The organism is Kitasatospora sp. NPDC004531, from assembly GCF_053602195.1.
Genome location: NZ_JBSGDD010000001.1, coordinates 261,303 through 281,073, shown reverse-complemented (window position 1 = coordinate 281,073; position 19,771 = coordinate 261,303). Strand labels below are relative to the sequence as shown.

The 19,771-nt window shown below is 75.0% G+C and carries 7 protein-coding genes; all 7 read left to right on the top strand.

Going from position 1 to position 19,771, the window contains the following annotated elements; translation table 11 throughout:
• Nucleotides 1-828 (top strand): YwqJ-related putative deaminase, encoded by an 828-nt coding sequence (locus tag ACWEMJ_RS01240; RefSeq protein ID WP_452134834.1) that lies wholly within the window; start codon nucleotides 1-3, stop codon nucleotides 826-828.
• Nucleotides 825-1,799, top strand: coding sequence for an SUKH-3 domain-containing protein (locus ACWEMJ_RS01235; RefSeq protein ID WP_452134833.1), 975 nt, complete (start codon nucleotides 825-827; stop codon nucleotides 1,797-1,799). The genes ACWEMJ_RS01240 and ACWEMJ_RS01235 overlap by 4 nt, the downstream gene beginning before the upstream one ends.
• A complete protein-coding gene (locus ACWEMJ_RS01230) occupies nucleotides 1,796-2,089 on the top strand; it encodes a hypothetical protein (RefSeq protein WP_452134832.1) in 294 nt (97 codons plus the stop codon). Before ACWEMJ_RS01235 ends, ACWEMJ_RS01230 begins: the two co-directional genes overlap by 4 nt.
• Nucleotides 2,090-2,538: 449 nt before the next feature.
• Nucleotides 2,539-3,174 carry a hypothetical protein gene (locus tag ACWEMJ_RS01225; RefSeq protein ID WP_452134831.1) on the top strand — a complete coding sequence of 212 codons (636 nt, stop codon included), beginning with the start codon at nucleotides 2,539-2,541 and terminating at the stop codon, nucleotides 3,172-3,174.
• Nucleotides 3,175-3,294: 120 nt separating this feature from the next.
• The gene (locus tag ACWEMJ_RS01220; protein ID WP_452134830.1) at nucleotides 3,295-5,532 is read left to right on the top strand and encodes a WXG100-like domain-containing protein; all 2,238 of its coding nucleotides are present in this window, start codon (nucleotides 3,295-3,297) and stop codon (nucleotides 5,530-5,532) included.
• 38 nt (nucleotides 5,533-5,570) lie between these two features.
• Nucleotides 5,571-6,431 carry a hypothetical protein gene (locus ACWEMJ_RS01215; protein ID WP_452134829.1) on the top strand — a complete coding sequence of 287 codons (861 nt, stop codon included), beginning with the start codon at nucleotides 5,571-5,573 and terminating at the stop codon, nucleotides 6,429-6,431.
• Between the two features lie 4 nt (nucleotides 6,432-6,435).
• Nucleotides 6,436-19,713 carry a WXG100-like domain-containing protein gene (locus ACWEMJ_RS01210; protein ID WP_452134828.1) on the top strand — a complete coding sequence of 4,426 codons (13,278 nt, stop codon included), beginning with the start codon at nucleotides 6,436-6,438 and terminating at the stop codon, nucleotides 19,711-19,713.
• The last annotated feature ends 58 nt before the right edge of the window (nucleotides 19,714-19,771 follow it).

Genomic DNA, 19,771 nt, shown 5'->3' with positions numbered 1-19,771 from the left:
ATGCCTCAACCCCGCGACCCTGACGGGACGTTGTCGTGGTTGGCCGGCTGCGGCTGGTCGCCCTCGCGTGACATCGGCGAGCGCGCCCGCGAGTTGCTCGCCGACTGGGTGCGCGCGGACGGCGGGCAGGCGGGGGAGGAGTCGGCGGCGCTGTCCTTCCTCGGGCGGTTCGGCGACCTGACGCTGCCGACCGCGTCCGGCGGCGTGCTGCGGACGGTGCCGACCGCCCCGGCCGGCCCGGAGTCGGCGGCGGCGCTGGCCGAGCTGGCGGCGGCGCTGGGCGAGCCGGTCGTCCCGGTCGGGGCCGAACTGGACGGGCCGGGGCGGCTGGTGGTCTCGGCCGGCGGCAGCTTCTTCCACCTGGGCGCCGACGAGGTCGAGTTCCTCGGCGTCAACCCGTACGAGGCGCTGGACCGGTACCGGCCGGCCGCCGAGGCCGAGGTGCCGCACACGGTGTCCACCCTGCTCGTCGACCGGACGCTCTGGACCCGGTCCAACACGCTCGGCGAGCAGGACCCCGAACTGCACCCGGCGGTACAGGAGTTCCTCGACGAGCTGCCGCCCTACCAGCGCGAGCCGTTCGCCGCCCGGTGCGCGGAGACCGGCCTGATCTCCGACGTGCTGCACCACCTGGACGAGCAGCGCGCCGACGGTGCGGAGACCACGCTGGAGGACGCCCGCCCGCACTTCGCGGAGAGCTGGATCAGCAGCATCGCCGTGCGGCCGGACGACAGCGCGGAGCACGGTGCGCCGGTGCCGCCCTGCCGGTCCTGCGCGGCCCTGCTGGCGGAGCTCGGCGTCGAGGTGGTCGAGGGGGGTCGGCGATGACGGAGGCCCGTTTCACCACGGCACTGCGCGAATCCCTGGCCGAGGCCGGCTGGACCGAGGGCCGCCGGCCCGACGCCGACGCCGAACAGCGGCTGCTGATGGCGGTCGTCGCGGTCGTCGACGAGGACGCCCTGGTGGAGCCGTCCGAGGCGGCGCAGCGCTTCCTCGCGGAGTACGGCGACCTGACCGTCCCCCGCGGCGGCCCCGGGGTGGAGGTCGCGGCGCACAGTGCCGTGATCGACCCGGCGGTGGCGCGCGGCAGCCGCACGGTGGCCGCCGCGCTCGCCCGCCGGCTGGGCGCCTCGGTGTTCCCGGTCGGCCGGACCGGCGACGGAGTCCTCGCGCTCGACGCGCAGGGCCGGCTGTTCCGGCAGGGCCGGAGCGACTGGTGGTACCTCGGCGCCACCCCCGAGGAGGGGCTCGCCCGGCTGGTCGAGGGCTACGCCCCGGCCCGGGTCGGGGCCGACGGCCGGTGGACGGAGCCCGCTCCGCTGCCGCGCGCCGTCCACCAGGACAGCTGGACCGACCACGGCCCGGCCAGCGAACTGCTCGCCGCCGCCATGGCGCTGGCGGCCGAGGCCACCCGCCCGCTGCGGCGGTACGGGGTGCCCGCGGTCGGACACCTGACCCTCACCGTGGAGGGCGAGGGCGTCGAACTGCCGCTGCTGCACCGCGAGTTCGAGCTCGACCCGGCGGATCCGGAGGGGCGGATCGCGGACATCGTGGACCGGACGTTCCTGCGGCCCGGCACCCGGCCGGTCCGGGTGTCCGTCCGGCTGGCCGGCCCGCCCGCCGCCGCCGGCGACTGGGACGTCCTGGTGGTCGCCCGCGCCGACCGCAGCAGGCAACTGGCGCTCCGGCACCGGGGCTTCGCCGGCGAGCCGCTGCCCGAATCGCCCGAACTCACCGCCACTGTCGCGGCGCTGGCCGCACTCGGCGACGCACACCGCACCGCAGGAGGAAACGCATGATCACCCAGGAGCAGGCCCTCGCGAAGGCGCAGGCATGGCTGAACGACGGCGCGCCGCAGGGGGCCGCCGGGCGGGAGGTCAGGTTCCGGGAGTTCGACCTCGGCTGGGTGGTGTGGGCCGCGCCCGCGCCGCTGGAGGTGGACCCGGCGACCGGGCAGCCGCGCCCGCCGGCGAACCTCGGCGACGCCACCGGCGTGGTCGACCGGGAGACCGGAGAGATCAGCACCTGGCCGTCGATTCCGATCGACGCGGTGATCGACGCGTACCAGGAGCGCCGAGCCGGACGGTGACCGCCGGTGGGGGTGGATGTCACCGTTCGTAGCGGCCGGGCCCCGCTGCCAAGGGGCCCGGCCGCGAACGCAGTTGGGCCCGCCGCCACTGTTCACCCGGGAACACTCGACCCTCACTGGACCATCACGACTCTCCGTCGCGCAGAGCGAAGACCTCTGCTGCGGGGCCGCCGTACGGCGTGACGGACTTTGCCAACTCCATACCTTCGGGGCGTGCGTCGCCCCGGGAAGCTCCCCGCCGAGGTGACGTTGCGTCACCTCGGCGGTCGTCTTCGGCCCTACGCTTCCGGACGGCAAGTAGAGTTGCCTGCCAATTGGCGGGTACGGCAGCCGCGAGTGCCTCGGCCTGCCCTGAATCCGGTGCGAGCGCTGCGGCGTGTCCGCGAGACCGGAGGGCGGGGGTCCGAGCCCGGCTGCCCGGGGGCGCGAACACCTGGAGGGTGGAAGAAATGGCGAACGAAACGGTGTGGATCGACCTGGACGAGGTCGAGACCGCAGCCAAGAAGATCATGGACCTGCTGCACGAACTGGAGGGCCCGGCCAACCGGTTGGAGGCCAAGGTCAAGCAGGTCGAGGAGACGGTGTACGGCAGCGACCTGCTCGGCAAGGCCCTCAAGGGCGGCGGCTCGTCGGTCGGCGGGCTGGGCAAGCACCAGCAGCAGGCCCTCACCGGCATCCGGGAGTTGATGAAGAACGCCACCGCCGTCGGGCAGAACCTGCAGGCCATGGCGGCCCGGCATCGGGTCAACGACGAGGAGCACGGCGACCGGATCGGCCGGATCACCACCGACGGGACCACCCCGGCGTCCCCGCGCCCGGCCTCCCCGCGTCCGGTCGGCGCCGACGCGGCGCCCCCGGCGGTGCCGAGCGCCGACCGGGAGATCCGCGTGCCCCACGAGACGGTGGCCGTCGACCGCGAACCGGACCTGCCCCCGCCGCCGGCCCCGATCGCGTCGATCGGCAACACCGGCGCGGACGACAGCTACCACAAGCCGGACGCCCCCACCCTCGACTACAACCACCACAAGAACACCCCGGACCCGATCCGCGGCGGCGGCGGGCCCGGCATGCGGCAGGTCATCTGACCGAGAAAGCCCCCGGGCGAGGCGTCGCCCGGGGGCGTGTTCATTCGTTGTCCATCGCGGCCGGGGACGCTCACCCGTCCAAGCTCCGAACATGATCGTCCACCCGGAGAGCCTGCCGCCATGATCGTGCTGCCTGCCGACCTCGCCGAAGTCCTGAAGACCGTTCAGAAGAACGAGAACGGCAAGGACATCGCCTTCCCCGACGCCAACGAGGAACTCCTCGCCGAACTCGCCGCCGCCTGGGACGAGTGGAACCGGATCGCCGACACCCACGTGCGGGCCATCACCGAGGCGGCGCAGCGCGCCATGGCGAGCATGTCCGGACCGGCCGCCGACAGCTTCCAGCAGTACCTGCAGAAGTTCGCCGGCGGCGAGGACTCGCACGTCGCGACCACCCTGCAGTCCGGGAACGCGATCGCCACCTCGCTGCACGGGGCGACCGGCGCGGTGATCGACACCAAGAACGAGATGGTCCGTGAACTCCAGTACGCGAAGAAGTACATGGAGCAGAACCCGGCCGGCAAGAACGACGACATCGCCAACTCCGCAGGCATCAAACAGGCCGCGGCCGTCTATCACCAGTACGTCGGACAGGTCGTCGGCGAGGTGGACGGCAAGCTCCGCAAGAACGCCGGCCACCTCGCCGACATGACCGGCATGGCCAAGAGTTGCGCCCTCAACGGGGCTGGTGGCAACGGGAGTTCGGGTGGTGCGGGCGGGGCCGAGCAGATGTCCGGACGCAGCCCCGCCGTCATGCCGGCCGGGGTGCGCGTGCCGGGCGAGACCGGTGACGGGGCGGGCGGGCCGTACGGCGGCGCGGCCGCCGCGCGCCCGTTCTCGCTGCCGGACGCGCCCGGGGTCGGCGCCGGTCTGCCCGGCGGGGCGGGCGGCGGTGCCGGCGGGGCGGGGGCCGGGGTCGGGTCGCACGGCGGCGTGCCCGGGTTCGGCGGCGTCGGCGGGGCCGGATCGGCGGGCGGCGCGGGGCAGTCGGGCGGGGCTCCGGCGCTGACGCCGTTCAAGCTGCCCACGCCGAACTCGCCCAACCTCGGGTCGGGCGGATCGGGCGGCGGCGCACCGGTGTTCAGTCCGCTCGGCGGCGCGGGCGCACACCCGCTGAACCTCGCCGGGCTCGGCGACCTCGGCAGCGGCATCGGCACCGAACTCGGGTCCGCCCCGGGCGCCGGCCCGTCCGGCAGCCGCTACTCGCCGCTCGGCAACTCCGGCCCCGGCGCCGGGCTGAGCGGCAGCGTGGGCGGCACTCCGTTCGGCGGCCTCGGCAACCTCGGCCGGACCGGTGGCTACACCGGCAGCTCGGGTGCGTCGCCGCGCAGCGCCGGCGGCCCGGCCCCGTTCCGGGGCGCGGGCAGCAACCCGTTCGGCGGTGCGGGCGGTTCCTCCGCGCGCGGCGGGGGCGGGGTGGGCGGCGCCGGGTCCGCGCTGCGCGGTGCCGGCGCGGGCGGTGCGGGGCTGGGCGGCGCGGGCGGCGGCAGCGGGATCGGTGCGCGGTCGGCCCGGGTCGGTGGCGGGGCCGGGGTCGGCGGCGGTTCGGGGCTCGGCGCGGCCGGCGGTGCGTCGGCGCGGGGGATGTCCGGCGCGGCCGGGGCGGCCGGGCGGGTGGGTTCGAGTGGGCTCGGCTCGGGCGGCGGCGCGGCCGGCGGGCGTGCCGCCGGGGTCGGCGGTGCGGCGGGCATGGGCGCGGGCGGCCCGATGGCCGGCATGGGCGGCGCGGGACGCGGCGGTGGCGGCGGAAAGGACGGCAAGGGGGGCAACCGGTTCCTCAGCCCGACCCGCTTCGGCGCGGAGGGCGAGGAGGAGGACGAGCTGCTGCACGACGCCGGCATCCTCGGCCAGGCCGGCGAGGTCGGCCCGTGCGACCGCAACTGGCACCGTGCGCGCCGCCGTTGGCTGGACGACGCCCGCGCGGACGGCACGTTCACCGGCCCGGAGCCGGCCGCCGCGCCGGTTGCCGCCGGTCCGTCCGGTGAGCAGGAGATGCTGAGCCAGTTGGCCGGGGTGCTGCTCGGGACGGGTGCCGAATCCAGCGAAGTGGCGTCCTCTGAAGCGGACTTGACGGAGCGTCAGGGCGATGTCGCGGCGTCCGGCGCGGACGACGCCTACCTGGAGCGTTCGCGCAGCGTGGCGGCGCGTCGGGGCCACGGTGATGTGCCTGAGTCGGCCGCGCCCGGCGACGCCGCGCCGGCCGCCGGGGCGGGTGGCGCGGACGAGAAGCCGGAGCGTGCCCCGCTGCTGCAGGAGGAGGGATTCCAGGTGCCCAGCCCGTTCCTGCGCGCCGCGCTGTCCCGGCTGGCCACCGCGCCCGGGGCCTCGGGGGCTTCGGGCGGGCCCGCTGCGGGCTGATCGCGGCTGCCGTCGAACCGAACTGACGAAGGAACACCATGAGCAACGACGAGCAGGCCTGGTACGCGGCAGCCGAGGCCGAGGCCGAACCGGCGGTCGCCACGCGGTTCCGGGTGGGTGCGGCCGATCCCGTCGGGGAGTCGTCCTGGACCGCCCCGGAGGCCTTCCAACAGGCCGACGCCGCACCGCAGTTGGCGGGCCGGGCGGTGCGCGGACGGGACGAGCCGGCCACCACGCTGGGGTCGTTCGAGCGCGGCGAGCCGGCGCAGCCCGTCGAAGGGGCGCCGGCGCCGCCGCGCATCACCGCTCGGACGCTGGGCCGCTCCGAACCGCCGCCCGCCGCACGGCCGTCGGAGCGGACGCCCACCGAGCCGCTCGCCGCGCGCACGAAGGTCGGCACCGCCGCCGTCCCCGGCAACCGGATCACCGCCAGGCCGGCGGCGGTCGACACGTCCGGGAAGGCCGGCACCGGTTTCCAGGTCGACCCCGCGCAGTACCAAGCGGCGGCGTCGTCCATGCTCGCCGTCTCCGAACAGGTGGGCTCGCTGTACAGCTCGCTCAGCTCGTACCTGCCCGCACTCGAGTCCCAACACCCTTGGGGCAACGACGAGTCGGGCAAGCAGTTCGCCGAGGGCGAGAAGGGCTACCTGAAGTACAGCAAGGACACCCTCGACGTCGTCAAGGGCCTGCCTGCCGCGCTCAAAGGCATCGCCGACGGCCTGAAGGCGATGGCCGACGGCTACCAGAACGCCGACGAGGGCGTCGTCACCGCGCTGAACGGCGTGGACCCCGGCAACGCGCCGATGCCCGCCTCGCCGCAACTGCCGAGCCACGCCCCCATGCGGATCATCCCGCCCAGCTACCACAGCACCCCGAGCCACCAGAGCGGAAGGCACTGATCCCATGGCGGTCGAACTCCCGGAGCCCCTCCAGTGGGTGCTCCTGCTGCTCGCGGGCTGCCGGTGGCCGGAGGCCGACGAGGACCAGCTCCGCGACATGGCCGACCACTGCCGCAAGGCGGCCGAGGCCCTGGCGGACGCCGCGCAGGCCGGCGACGCCACCATCAAGCGCGCCCTCGAAGGCCAACAGGGCGTCGCCGCCGAGGCGTTGGGCACGTACTGGGAGAAGTACTCGGTCGGCAAGGGCACCGAACAGGACCCCGGCTACCTGCCCGGCGCGATCAACGCGCTGAACGGCATGGGCGACATGCTGGAGCAGGTCGCCAACTCGGCGGAGACGGCGAAGATCCAGATCATCGCCCAACTCGGCATCCTGGCCTTCGAGATCGCGACCGCCGAGGCGGAGGCGCCGTTCACCGGCGGACTGTCGATGCTGGAAGTGCCCGGGTTCATCGCGGCGAGCAAGGCCACGGTCTCGGCCACCCTGAAACTCCTGCTGAAGGAGATGCTGGTGATGGCGGCCAAGCAGGCCGCCCAGATGGCCGCGATCAACCTCCTCGCCCAGGGCATCGAACTCGCCGAGGGCCACCGCAAGAGCATCGACATGAAGGAAGTCGGCCAGAACGCGGCGGGCGGCGCCGTCGGCGGCGCGTCCGGCCACCTGATCGGCAAGGGCATCGGCAAGGCCGGCGAGAAGCTCGGCGTCGAGGCCGCGCTCAAGTCCACCGCCGGCAAGATGGCCACCGGCGCGGCCGTCGGCGTCGGCGCGGACGTCTCCACCCAGCTGATCACCACCGGCAAGGTCGACGGCAGCTCCCTCCTCGGCTCCGGCCTCTCCGGCGGCGCGGGCGCGGGCCTGCACGCGGGCGCGGCCAAGGCGAAGGGCCACTTCGTGACGCCCAAGGCCGCCGAGGGGCCGAAGCTGCCCGGCACGAACGGCGGTTCGGACGGGGCGACGCCCACGTTCAACAAGCCCGACACGGCCGGCGCCAGTTCGTACCACGGGCCGTCGGGGAGTGCGGGGGCGGGAGCCGCGAAGACGGCGGACTCGGGTGCGGGAGCGTCGAGTTCGGGTTCCGGCGCGAGTGCGTCGGGTGCGTCGCGCGGCGCGGATTCCGGGGCGGGCGCGGGCTCGGGCTCGGGCGAGTCGAAGGTGAGCGGGCTGACGCCGTTCGGCGGGGGGCGCGGTGCGAGCGAGGCGTCGCCGTCCGCCGGGCACACCGCCGCACCGGGCTCGGCCCCGAGCGAGCAGGCGGCGGCGCACGTCCAGGAGGCGGCGGCACCTCGTGCGGAGTCGCGTTCGGCCGCGCCGGTGCAGGAGACGGCTGCGCCGCGCCAGGAGCCGGTGGTGCCGCCGACGCGGGAAAGCGTGACGCCGCGCGAGTCGGTGTCGCGTCAGGAGCCCGTGCCGGCGCTGCATGAGCAGGCGGTGCCGCGCGAGACGGCAGCCTCGTCCACCACGTCGATGGCGCCCGAGTCGGTGCCGCGTCAGGAGTCGGTGCCGCCGACGCGAGAAAGCGTGACGCCGCGTGCCGATTCGCAGCCTCCCGCGCCGGTGCACGAGCAGTCGGTGCCGCGCTCGGAGTCGCAGGCTGCCGCGCCGGTGAACGAGTCTGTCCCGCGCCAGGGGACGGGTGCGCCCGTTCACGAGCAGGTGCCGCGCGAGGCGGTGGTCTCGTCCGCCACGTCGTCGGTGCACGAGTCGGCGTCGCGTCAGGAGTCGGCTCCGGCGTTGCACGAGTCCGGGCAGGCGCAGGCGGCCGTGCGCGAGTCGGTGCCGCCGACGCGAGAGAGCTTGACGCCGCGTGCCGAGTCGCAGCCTCCCGCGCCGGTGCACGAATCGGTGCCGTCGGTGCACGAGCAGGCGACGCCGCGCTCGGAGTCGCAGGCTGCCGCGCCGGTGAACGAGTCTGTCCCGCGCCAGGGGACGGGTGCGCCCGTCCACGAGCAGGCGGTGCCGCGCGAGGCGGTGGTCTCGTCCGCCACGTCGTCGGTGCACGAGTCGGTGCCGCGTCAGGAGTCGGCTCCGGCGTCGCACGAGTCCGGGCAGGCGCAGGCGGTCGTGCGTGAGTCGGTGCCGCCGGTGCGGGAGGAGGCGGTGCCGCGCTCCGAGTCGCAGCCCGCCGCGGCTGCGCACACGGCTGCGCCCCTGCCCGAGTCCGCTGCGCAGCGGGGGCGGGTCGAGGCAGCGAACGAGTCGGTGTTGCGGGCCGCGCCTGCGCACGAGTCCGTCCCGGCGTCGTACGAGCCCGCGCCGGGGAGTGATCCGAGGGAGCCGAGGCCGAGCGGGGCGGGCGTGATGCCCAACATCTCGGGTGTGCTGGGCGGGGCCGGGCACCTTGCCGCCGGCGGTACCAGCCTGGACGGTGGGACGCGGCTCTCGGCGGGGCCAGCCCCGGCCAGGGTGGCAGAGCAGGCGCCCGGGCAGGTCGTTCCGGACGGACCGGCGAGCGACACTCCCGCGCAGAACCCGGCGGCCGGTGCGCCGATGGCGGGTGGGTTCGCCCCGGGCCCGGTCGGCGGGCACACCGGGACCGGAGCCGTGCCGCGTCCGGCCACTCCTGCCGCTGCCGCCCCGGCCGGTGGCACGATCCGCCCCGGCGCAGGTCGCGTCGGCGAGTCGGCGGCCCGTCCGGTGACGGAGCAGACCCACGACCAGTTGCTGGACCGTCGGCGGCAGGAGCGGCAGACCGAGCTTGACCGGCTGGGCCGGGCGGGCAGCGTGCGGGACGCCGTCGAGCAACTCGGCGGCACCAGGCGGAACGTGTCGCGGGTGCGTCCGGCCGACGCGGACCGGTTGCGGCAGGACCTGCCGGGCATGACGCCGGAGCAGCGGGCCCAGGAGATCGCCAACCTCAGGCCGGAGCACCGGCGTTGGCTGGCGCAGGACCCGCGGTTCGTGGACGCGTTGAAGTCGTCTCTGCCGCCGAAGGACTTCGCCAAGGTGGCCGCCGAGCTGATCGTGCACGTGGACCCGCGTGCCGAGCAGGCCGCGTCCGCCCGCCTGGAGGCGCAGCGGCAGGTCGCCCGGATGCTCCAGGACCCGGACACCGCAGCGCAGTTGATGAAGAACGGCGCGGACGTGGTGATCGTCCCGAAGGACGTGCGGATGCCCGACGTCCCCGACCTGCACGACCTGCGCGGCCTGACCGTCGACAGCGAGGCGGGCGGCGGTCGCGGCTACGACGACATGCGGGGTTCGGGCGGCAGGCACTCCGCCGTCACCGAGGAGAACCTGCTGGGCGAGCGCACTTCGGTGGGCGCGGGCGGGCACTACGCGGACGGGTACTCCACCACCACGCACGAGTTCAGCCACACCGTGCACGAGTTCGGGCTGAGTGACCACGACAAGCAGACGATCAAGGACGCCTTCGAGAAGAAGACCGACGCTGCCAAGGACCCGGCGAAGAACGTGCAGTGGCCGGACGGCAGGACGCCCGGCAACTACTCGTCGAAGGACCAGCACGAGTACTTCGCCCAGGCCACCAACGCCTACCTGGGCACCAACCACGGCCGCGACCCGTACACCGGTGAGCCGCGCAACAACGGTGCGGAGTGGGTGAAGAGGAACGAGCCCGACCTGTACCCGCTGCTGGAGAAGCTGTACGGCCCGGACCCGTCCGCGCTCCACGACGGCGCTGCGAACCCGGTGCGCGAGACCACCGCGCAGAACGCCGCGTACGACGGCTTCCGCGAGTTCATGGAGCAGGTGGACGGTACGCCCCAGCCCACCGCCGAGCCCCGGCCGCAGCCGGCCGTCGAGCACCGGCCACCGGCCGCCGAGCCACGCAGGTCGAACGAGCAACTCCCGTCCCCGCCGCCCCCGCCGCCGACGGGTGCGCACGGCGGGACGACCGTGCCGGCTGCGACGGACCGCGAGAGCGGGCACCGGATCGACGGCAAGCACACCTTCGACACCATCGAGAAGTTCCTCGGGGACTCGGCGGAGTTCCGGCAGATGCGCCCCGATCTGGAGCGCTACGAGCGGGACGTGCTCAACGACAAGGACACGAAGGCGCTGCTGAAGCAGAACCGCAACGAGAAGTTCCTGCACGCGGACGTACTGTCGCGCAACGCGGACCGGCTGACCGACTCGGTCGCCCGGGCGGAGGAGCAGTTGGAGGTCCTTCGTCAGGAGGAGTCCACCGGTCGCCCGACGCCGGAGCGGTCCGCTCAAATCGCTGCGGAGCGCGCCAAGTTGGAGTCTCTGCGGGACGGTGCCCAGGCGCAGCGCGACCGGTCGGCGATCTTCGAGCACGAGCTCCGGAGGGGCGTGCCGGCCGAGGCCGCTCCGTTCCTGCGGGACCGGCAGGAGGCGGAGATCCGGGTTCTGCCGAAGACCATTGAGCGGATCAAGGCCGCCGAGGCGCACACCGCCGAGCTGGTGGCGAGGGCCGAAACCGGCGGCATGCCGGAAAGCCGGAAGACGGAGCTGGAGAGCCGGCAGCAGCGGTTGAAGGAGGCGCGCGAGGCGCGCGAGCAGGCCCTCAAGGATGCGGAGGCCGCCGTCCAGGCCGGGCCGCCGTCGGCGGGCAGCCCCCGACCGGGCGGGGTGGAGAAGCCGCAGGATGCGGGGCAGTGGAAGAACCTTGAGGACAGCTACCGGGTGGCGTTCGAGCACGCCGGGAGCGAGCTGATCGACGGGCAGCCACACGCGGAGAAGGTGATGCGGGAGGCCGAGGGCGAGACCGAGGTCAAGCTGAGCGACGTGAGCATCAACCGCAACCACGTGATCGCCGACTACATGGTGCACAAGTACGTGACGGCGGCGGTGTTCAAGGCCCGCTCGCTGGACGAGGGCAGCCACCGGGCGGCCTCGGACGCGTTCGGCGACTTCGTCAGTGCGATGGCCCCGGACCGGCACCGCGTGTACGACACGAGCGGCGCCAAGGCCGCGTCGAATTTCGACCGCGACACCGTGGGCGAAGCGGTCGTGGTGAGCCGGGACTTGGCCGCCACGCCCGCCACCGTCGATCTGCGGGGGACGTACGGGAAGGATCTCGCGGACGCGCTCGACACCAGGACGTTCGGCGACCGCGACAGCGCTGCCGCAGCCGCGCAGCAGCTGAACCGCGAGCTGGCCCGGATCGGCCTGGACGAGACCGCCCGCCCGGAACTCGACCGGCTCGCCGCCGCCGTCGCCGGGGTGCACGCCGACCGCCCGACCGCCCAGCAGCTCACCGCCGTGCACGATGCGGTGGGGGCGGTCCGCGACCGCGTCAAGGAACGCGCGGTCGACGATCTGGCGCTGGTCAACGGCATCACCGGGCCGCAGAAGATCGACGACGCGTCCGCCGTGCTGCGGGCCGCCGCCGACGGCCGGGGCGGACCGCGCACTCCCGAGGAACAGCGGCGGCTGGCCGGGCAGTTGGACGATCTGGCGGGCCACCTCGAACGGGCCGGCAAGGACCCGAAGGCGCTGCGCGACCTGGCGCGCGACCTGCTCGACCCCACCGTGCCGGTGGCCCGGGACCGGTACGGCAAGATCGCCGAGCAGCTCGCCGCCGGCCGGGCCGCGGTGCGGGAGTCCGAGGTGCGGCAGCGGCTGTCCGAGCTGGTCGATGTGCCCGTTCCCGGCAAGGCGCAGCCGGTGGAGATGACGCCGAAGGAGCGGAGGGACGAGGCGAAGGCGGCCGGCCGCCTGCAGGAGCTCCGCCAGAAGCTCGCCGACGCCTCGACGGCCTCCGCCGACGCCGACGCCGCCCATGCCACGGCCAGGAGGAAGGCCGAGGACTCCGCGAGGGCCGCCGAGGCCGCCACCGACCGGGCGGAGAAGGCCAGGGCGACCAGGGCGGCGGCCGAGGACGCCAAGGCGGAGCGGAAGGCCGGGGCGGAGGCGGTGAAGAAGCGCGAGGAGCGGATGAAGGCGCAGGCCAAGCTGGCCGCCGACGAACAGCAGGCGGACGACAAGGCCGCCGTCCGCGAGCGAGCGAAGCAGGTCTACCAGCAGGAGCAGCCGGCCCCGGCGAACGCCACCGCGAAGAAGGCCGCGCAGCAGCGGGCCTGGCTGGCGGGCGACCTGGAGCTGATGGGCCGGCAGTACGGCGGCGCGTACGCGCGCGCCGGGGCGGGCGGGAACCACCCGGCCGCGATCTTCGACCGGGCGCTGACCGCGAGGGTCGAGGACGTGCCCGGGATGATCAAGGAGATCAGCGACAGCCTGTCCAACAGCGCCTCCAACCTGCGCTTCGGCGACGACCGGATCAACCAGTGGATCCAGAACTTCCTGGACCCGCACGTCATCCGCGACCCCGAGGTGCTGACCGCCGTCGCCCACGGGCAGCTGCCGCCCGAGGCGCTGTACGCGCCGCACACCGCCGACCTGTTGCAGGCCGTGCGCAGCCTGGAGGCGAACGGGCTGGTGCCGGCGGAGCTGCGCGACATCATGGCCCCGAAGACGCAGGGCGACCTGGCGAGGGCGCTGGAGGACCGCGACCCGAGCCTCAGCTCCCGCATCATCGCCCATGACCTCGGAGTCCCGTCCGCGCACGCCGACCGCGTCCCGGTGTCCTCGTCCGGCGACCACGCGGCCCGGGCGGACGGCACCAGGCTGACGGACCAGCAACTGGCCGGTCTCCACCCGGAGGGCCTCTACCAGCCCGACCTGGTCCGGCCGCCCGTCGCCGACACCGACGTGGCGGTGACCGATGCCGGCCGCCCGGACGGGAACGCGCAGCCGCCAGACGCGGCGCAGACGGCCGGCCGCAGGCGCCGACGGGACGACGGCGACTCCGACAGCGAAGGCGACCCCGGCCCGAGCCCGGCGCGCCGCCGACTGGCCGGCCCCGACCCGGCCGGGCCTCCGCTACCGCCGCCTCCGCCGCCGTTGAGCAGCGGACACGGCGCGGGCACCGGCAACGGCACCCGTGGCTTCGGCAGTTCGTACGCCCCGCCGCCGCCGCCCCCGCCGTCCGGCCCGGTCGGGCGCGGCGGCAGTACCGGCCGCCACGTCGAGCCGATGGACATCGACGTCCCGCGCCCGACCGACCGCCGCGGGGCGGACGTCGAGCCGATGGACGTCGACACCCCGGGCGAGCCGCAGCCCCGCAACGAGCGCAAGCGCGGACGGGACGAGGACGGGGTGGCGCTGCGCCGGGACGACTCCGCGTCGGAGGGGCCGCAGGCCAAGCGGCAGCGCACCCCCGGGTACGAGAACACCGACGCCGTGATGCACGACCGCGGCTACCAAGCGGTGGGCCCAGCGCACGAGTTGACCGGCAGCCTGGTCAACTACCTCGGCGGCGCAGCAAAGTTGCACCCGCCGATGAGCAACTCCCTGCTGGGGCACGTCAATCCGCACGGGGCGCCGGCCCGGCCGGTGGACGGGTTCCGGCCCGGCAGCGACCTGAACGCCTGCTTCGAGAACGTGGAGGCGTACCGGGACACCCACTTCGGACGCCCCCGCGTCTCCGGGCAGACCCTGAACGGCACGGTCGAGCCGATCCCCGGCAACGTGCTGTGGAAGCGGCACGACGGGCCCGCCCTGTTCGGCCAAGGTGCCGACGCGGTAAAGAAGTTGATGAGGACGGTGCAGGCAGGCGGACGGGGCAGCTTCGCCACCGTCCTCGGCGCCGGACCGACCGGCGCGGGCCACGCCGTCGCACTCGTCCACGACCGGGACGGCACCCTGCGCTGGGCGGACCTGACCGACCGCCGGGTGTTCCCGGCCACCGGCGGGATGCCGTACAGCTTCGGCCGCGACTGGACGGTGTGGGCCTCCGTCGCCGACCCGCGCGAGAACAACATCTCCGGGCCGCACGACCCGGACTTCATGGCGCGCTACAGCACCTTCACCCGGCCCGAGCAGCCGCACGACACCGCCGAACCGATGGACGTCGACGACGCCTTCGGCGCCACCCGCACCGCGTCCACCGGCAGCGACCGCCCCGTGGAGCTCCCGCCGCCCGGACGGCGGGTGCCGGTGGCCGGGGACGGCTACTGCCTGCTCCGGGCGGTGGCCGTCGGCGAGCCCGGGCTGGGCGGTCCGGAGCGTCTCCAGGCCGAGGTCGGGCGCTACTTCGAGCAGCTCGGCCCGGAGAACTGGCCGACCGAGGTGGTGGCCAACTACCGCAACAACCAGCTCCTGCGCGAGGACCTGCCGGCCGCCGACCTGCTGGCGTACCTGCCCACCGAGGACCAGGCGGCGTTCCGGGGGCTGCCCGTGGACGAGCTGCGCGACACCATCGGACGGCACCTCAACGACAACCCGCCGCCGCCGTCCGCCCACGAGCGGGCCCTGCTGCTGCGGACCGTCCCGGAGTGGAACACCAACTGGCGGCTGACGGGCGGCGAGATGCTGCCGGCGGCGACCGCCCACGCCCTCGGCCTCCGGCTGCGCGTGGTCGACCACGACGGCACCACCCAGGCCGTCTTCGGCCCCGCGGACGGCCGCCCGGTGACGGTCTACCGCGCCGACGACCACTACGACGGCAGCGAACCGACACCGTCCACCTCGCCGGCCGACCACGCCCCGCCGACGGACCGCACCCCGCCGACGGAGCACACGCCGCCGACCGAACCGACCCCGGAGGCCGCGCACACGCCGGTCGCCGAACCCGCCCCGACACCGCCGCGCGACGCGTCCGCGCCGAGGCCGATCGCCGGAACCGACCTCGTGGTCGGGCTGACCGGGAACGGGCAGGCCGTGCGGGACAAGGTCGTCGAGGCGATCGTGCAGGCCGCGCCGGGAGACCGGGCGGCGGCCCGGGCGTTCGCGGAGGCGCACTTCGGGGCCGCGACGCTGCGCCCGATGCTCGGTGCGCTGTCGCGGGGCGAGGTGTGGACGGCGCCGTTCGACGCGCACGGGTGGAGCGGCAGCGTCAAGCTGACCGGCGAGGTCACCGGGTCCACGCGGCTGCGCACCGAGAAGATCGAGTTCGAGAACGGCGCCGACCGGACGGTGGCGACCGCGACCAACCGGGACGTGCAGTGGGAGTTCAACGCGGGCGTCCAGGCCCGGCAGGCGCGTGACGTCGGGGAGCCGTCGGAGCTCGTCGCGTACTACCACGCGCGCGGCCACGGCGAGGTCAACGTCGATCTGGGCGGCATGGTGGCCCGGTCGAAGACCAGTGGGCCGGCCGAGGTGTTCGGTTCGACGATGCGGCTGGAGCTCGACTTCGGCGACCTGCGCCACCACGGCGAGCCGGTCGGCACCGGATCCGCCGGCCGTACCGAAGCGGTGGACCTCGACCTGACCGTCGCCGTCCCGGAGCGGACCGACTCCACCGGCGGTGAGCAACGGGTGCCCCCGCAAAGGCTGTTGGACGGCCGGGTCGGCGGCCAGGAGATCGTGCTCGATCTCGCGCCGCGCGACGCCGGGCAGCGACGTCCGCCGGTGGAGGCGCTGCTGGACCGGGTGGAGGCGGCGGCCCGGGAGGAGTTCGGCGGGGACTGGCCCGCGCTGCGCGAGAAGGTCCTCGCGGAGGTCGATTTCGCCCGGCTCCAGCGGGACTTGAAGAGCATGACGGCCGGCGAGCCGGTCTCCGTCACGCTCGCCGACCGGCGCGGCGGACGGCTCGGCACCGTCGAAATCACCGCGCGGGTGGGGAAGTTGAGGCAGGCCGGGACGACCAAGGAGACCGAGTTCACCATCGGCACCACCGTGCAGCAGGTGCGCAGCACGGCGGCGAGCCGGGGCAACGCGGCGCAGCTCGGGCTGTCGGGCGCGGTGAAGCCGGGCGGCGGCCTACTCGGCGGGGGCGGTGCCGGGCGGTTCGGCGGCGAGCGGGTGGACATCCGCGGCGACGCCCGGACGTCGCAGCTGACCAGCAAGTCGAAGGTGCCCGGGGTGGTCTTCGAGGGCGCCGTGCACTTCGAGCTGTCCTTCAACGGCAAGTCCGTTGCGCACGAGGCGGGTTCGGCGGACGTCCGGCTGCTGGTCGATCGTGCGGACACCACCCCGGAGACCCCGGCGCGCTCCGATGGCGAGCCGGCGGCGGCGGAGCGCGAGGTGGCCGGACCGCCGGACAGCGTGTGGCGGGGCGGCGACGACCGGGGCGGCTTGGGCGAGAGCGTGGTGGTGCGCGACGTGGAGAGCACCGCGGCGCTGCGGTCGGCCCTGGACACCGGGGGGCGGGCACGGTTCGGCGGGGAGTGGGACTCCGTCCGCGAGCAGGTGATGCAGGCGTTCGGCCGGCCGAACCTGGCCGCCCGGCTGACCGGGATGACCCGGGGTGAGGCGCTGGAGGTGCGGATCCCCGGGAAGGAGGGGCTGGTGGTCACCGCCGTCGCGCGGGTCGAGGCGATGACGTACCGGCGGGCGGACGGCAAGGCGGAGATCAACACCGTCAACGAGACCAGCGCGTTCACCGTGGACCGCCGCCTCAGGACGCGCACCGCCGTCGAGCAGGGCCAGGCCGGCGGCGCCGTCGCCAAGGGCACGCCCGGGGTCGAGCTGGGCGCCACCGCGTCCGGCCAGCAGCGCCGGCGGGCCGGCGGGCAGGGCCGGCAGGCCGACCGGGTGTACGCCGGCGGCAAGTACAGTGCGCCGCAGGTGATCTACGGTGCCGAGCTGGTGGTGGACCTGCGCCTCGGCCGGCCCGGCGAGGCGGGCGGGGCGGTCCGTCCGGACGTGTCGGTGCCGCTGCGGGCCGAGGTGGGCCTGGACGCCCGGGACACCGTCAAGGCGTCGCCGGAGGCCGGGACGCGCTTCCAACCGCCGTCGCAGAAGCCCGAGTCGAGCCCTTCGCCGGCTGTCGAGGCGACCCACACCGCGCCCCGCCGGATGCGGGAGCGGGGGGAGCTGAACGCGTCGTACGTGGTGCACGGCCTGAGCGGCGCGGACAAGGTGCGCGCGGCGGTGGAGGACGCGGTGCGGGCCAGGCACGGCGAGCCGTCCGAGCAGGTCCGGCAGCGCCTCGGCGCCTCCTTCGACCGGCTGGCGCTCAAGGCGCAGCTGTCCCGACTCACCCGTGGCGGACGGATTTCCGAGACCGTCTCGGGTCGGACCTGGTCGGCGGAGGTGACCGTCACGGCCGAGCTGGGCGCGTCGACCTACCACGCGCAGGCGGAGAAGTACGAGTTCGAGTCCGGCACCCGCACCTCCAGCGGCCAGGGCAACCTGAGCGACCGCCGCAGCCGGCTGGTCGGCGGCGGCCAGGTCAAGGCGAAGGCCCCGTTGGTGGACGTCACGGGCGGCTACGCCCACCGGACGGACCGCGGTGACGGGCAGGCGACGGAGACCGTCGGCTCGGCGTCGAACCGGGGCAAGCACGTGGAGCCGGCCGTGTTCTTCGACGTCGCGACGCCGTACCAGGTGCGGGTCGCGTTCAAGCGGCTCGGCATGCCGGACGGCGTCGTCACCGAACGGGTCGAGACGGTGGCGCGGGTGGCCGTCCCGATGCGCGACGCCGAACCGGTGGCCGGGCCGCTCCAGCGGGCCACCGCGCGGCAGCCGAAGGGCTTCGTGGAGGGGCGGCGGCTGGACTCCTCGGCGATCGTCACCGACGTCCACGCACGGCCCGAGGCCGCGAACGGCGCGGCGCCCGGCGCCCGGCGGACGCTCGGCGAGGCAATCCTGTCGCAGGTCGAGCACGGCTGGAGGCCCGGCGGGCTGCGACTGCCGTCCGGCGGAGCGCGGCCGGAGCGCAACCCGTTCGACAGCGACTGGGCGGGCATCCGCCGCAAGCTGGACGAGGAACTCACCCCCGACCGGCTGCAGTCCAGGCTCAAGGCCATGACGGCCGGTGACGTGCTGGAGGTGGAGCACGGGCGGACCACCGTCCGCATTGGCGCGGTGCTCCGCCGGCGGATGGAGTACCTGGGGGAGTCGGGCACCACCGAGTTCAACGTCGGCACCGACGTGCAGCGCAGCTTCGCGCACACCGGCGCCACCGGCACCGGCCACCAGGGCGCGCTCGGCGCGGTGGCCGCCGTCCCCGTCCCCGCCGCGCCGCACGTCTCGGTGACGGCCGGCCTGACCGGCACCGGCGGGCGCGGCCACGACCGGGCGGACACCCAGGCCCGGAGCACCGCCGCCGGGTCCGCGACCAAGGCCAAGGTGCCGGGCAGCGCGTACGCCGGCGAGGCGGAGCTCCAGTTCACGATCACCCGGCGGCCGTGGATCGGCGCGCAGGTCCACCGGCGGCGCACCGCGACGATCGGGTTCGAGGCGCTGGTCGAGACCGGCGAGACCGTGCCCGTCGACGCGCCGGCCGAAAAGGCCTCCGACGCCGGGCAGTTGAGCGCCGTCGCGCTGTCGCCCGAGCCGGTGGCCGTCCGGGTGCCGCCGGAGCGGGTCTGGGAGGGCGGCCTGCGCGACACCGACGTGCTGCGCTGGCTCGGCGACGTCGGCGGCGTCCAGGACCTGCTGCGGCTGCGCGGCCCCGAGTACTTCGGCAGCTCCACCTGGCGGGAACTGGCGCCCGTGGTCGGCGCGATCACCTCGCACAGCCACCTGTCGGCGCTGTTCGGCGCCGCCACGCAGGGGGCGGGGGTGACGGCGACGGTGCCGTCCGACCGGGTAACACTGGGTGGCGGCAAGGGAGTTGAGGTCGGCATCAAGGTCGTCTCGCTGGAACACCGGGCGGTGGACGAGAAGGTCGAGCTGAGCCCCGCCAACGCGACCGCCTCCGGCGGTACCCGGTACGAGCTGTCCGCGCAGAACGCGGGCCTCCAGGGGCAGCTCGGCGCCAGGATCACCGGGGACGTCACGCACAGCCCGGCGGTGGTCGGCGGCGCGCAACGCCTGTGGCGCGACGGCGGCGGGCACGGGGACTCGGGGCAGGTGATCGCCAACGGCAAGTTCGCGACGCCGATGGCGCGCTACGCCGGGCATGCCGAGGTGGCGGTGACGCTGTTCGACGGGGCGCGAAATCCGGTGCGGGAAAAGGGCGTTGTGCCGTTCGCCGTCGACATCCCGCTGTCCGAGACCACCGGCCGGGAGGTCGCGGGCGATCACTACCTCGCCTTCACCCGGCAGCAGCCGGGCGGCGAACTCCGGGCCGCCGACGGCGACTGGCGGCTGGACGAGGTCCGGCGGGTGGTGGGTGCCGACGGCGACCACCTGCCGGGTTCCGACGGCGACCACCTGCTGGGCACGGTCCGGCTCGGACGGGCGCTCTACGGGCGGGAGTTCACGGCGGGCACCGCCACCGGCACGGCGCACATCCGGGCCACGCACCGCCTGGTCGAGCTCGCCGGCGGCACCGAGCGGCTCGCCGAACTGCTCGACGCCCCCTTGCAGGCGGACCGGGTCCGCAGGGCGGTCGGGTGGATCGAGGCGGCGGAAGGGCCGGTCACGCGCGAGGAGCTGGTCGCCGCGAGGGGGGATTGGAAGGACTGACCGGGGACGCGGGCCGAGCGCGCCCCGGGGGCCGTGGCCCGGGGGCGCTGCCGGCCGT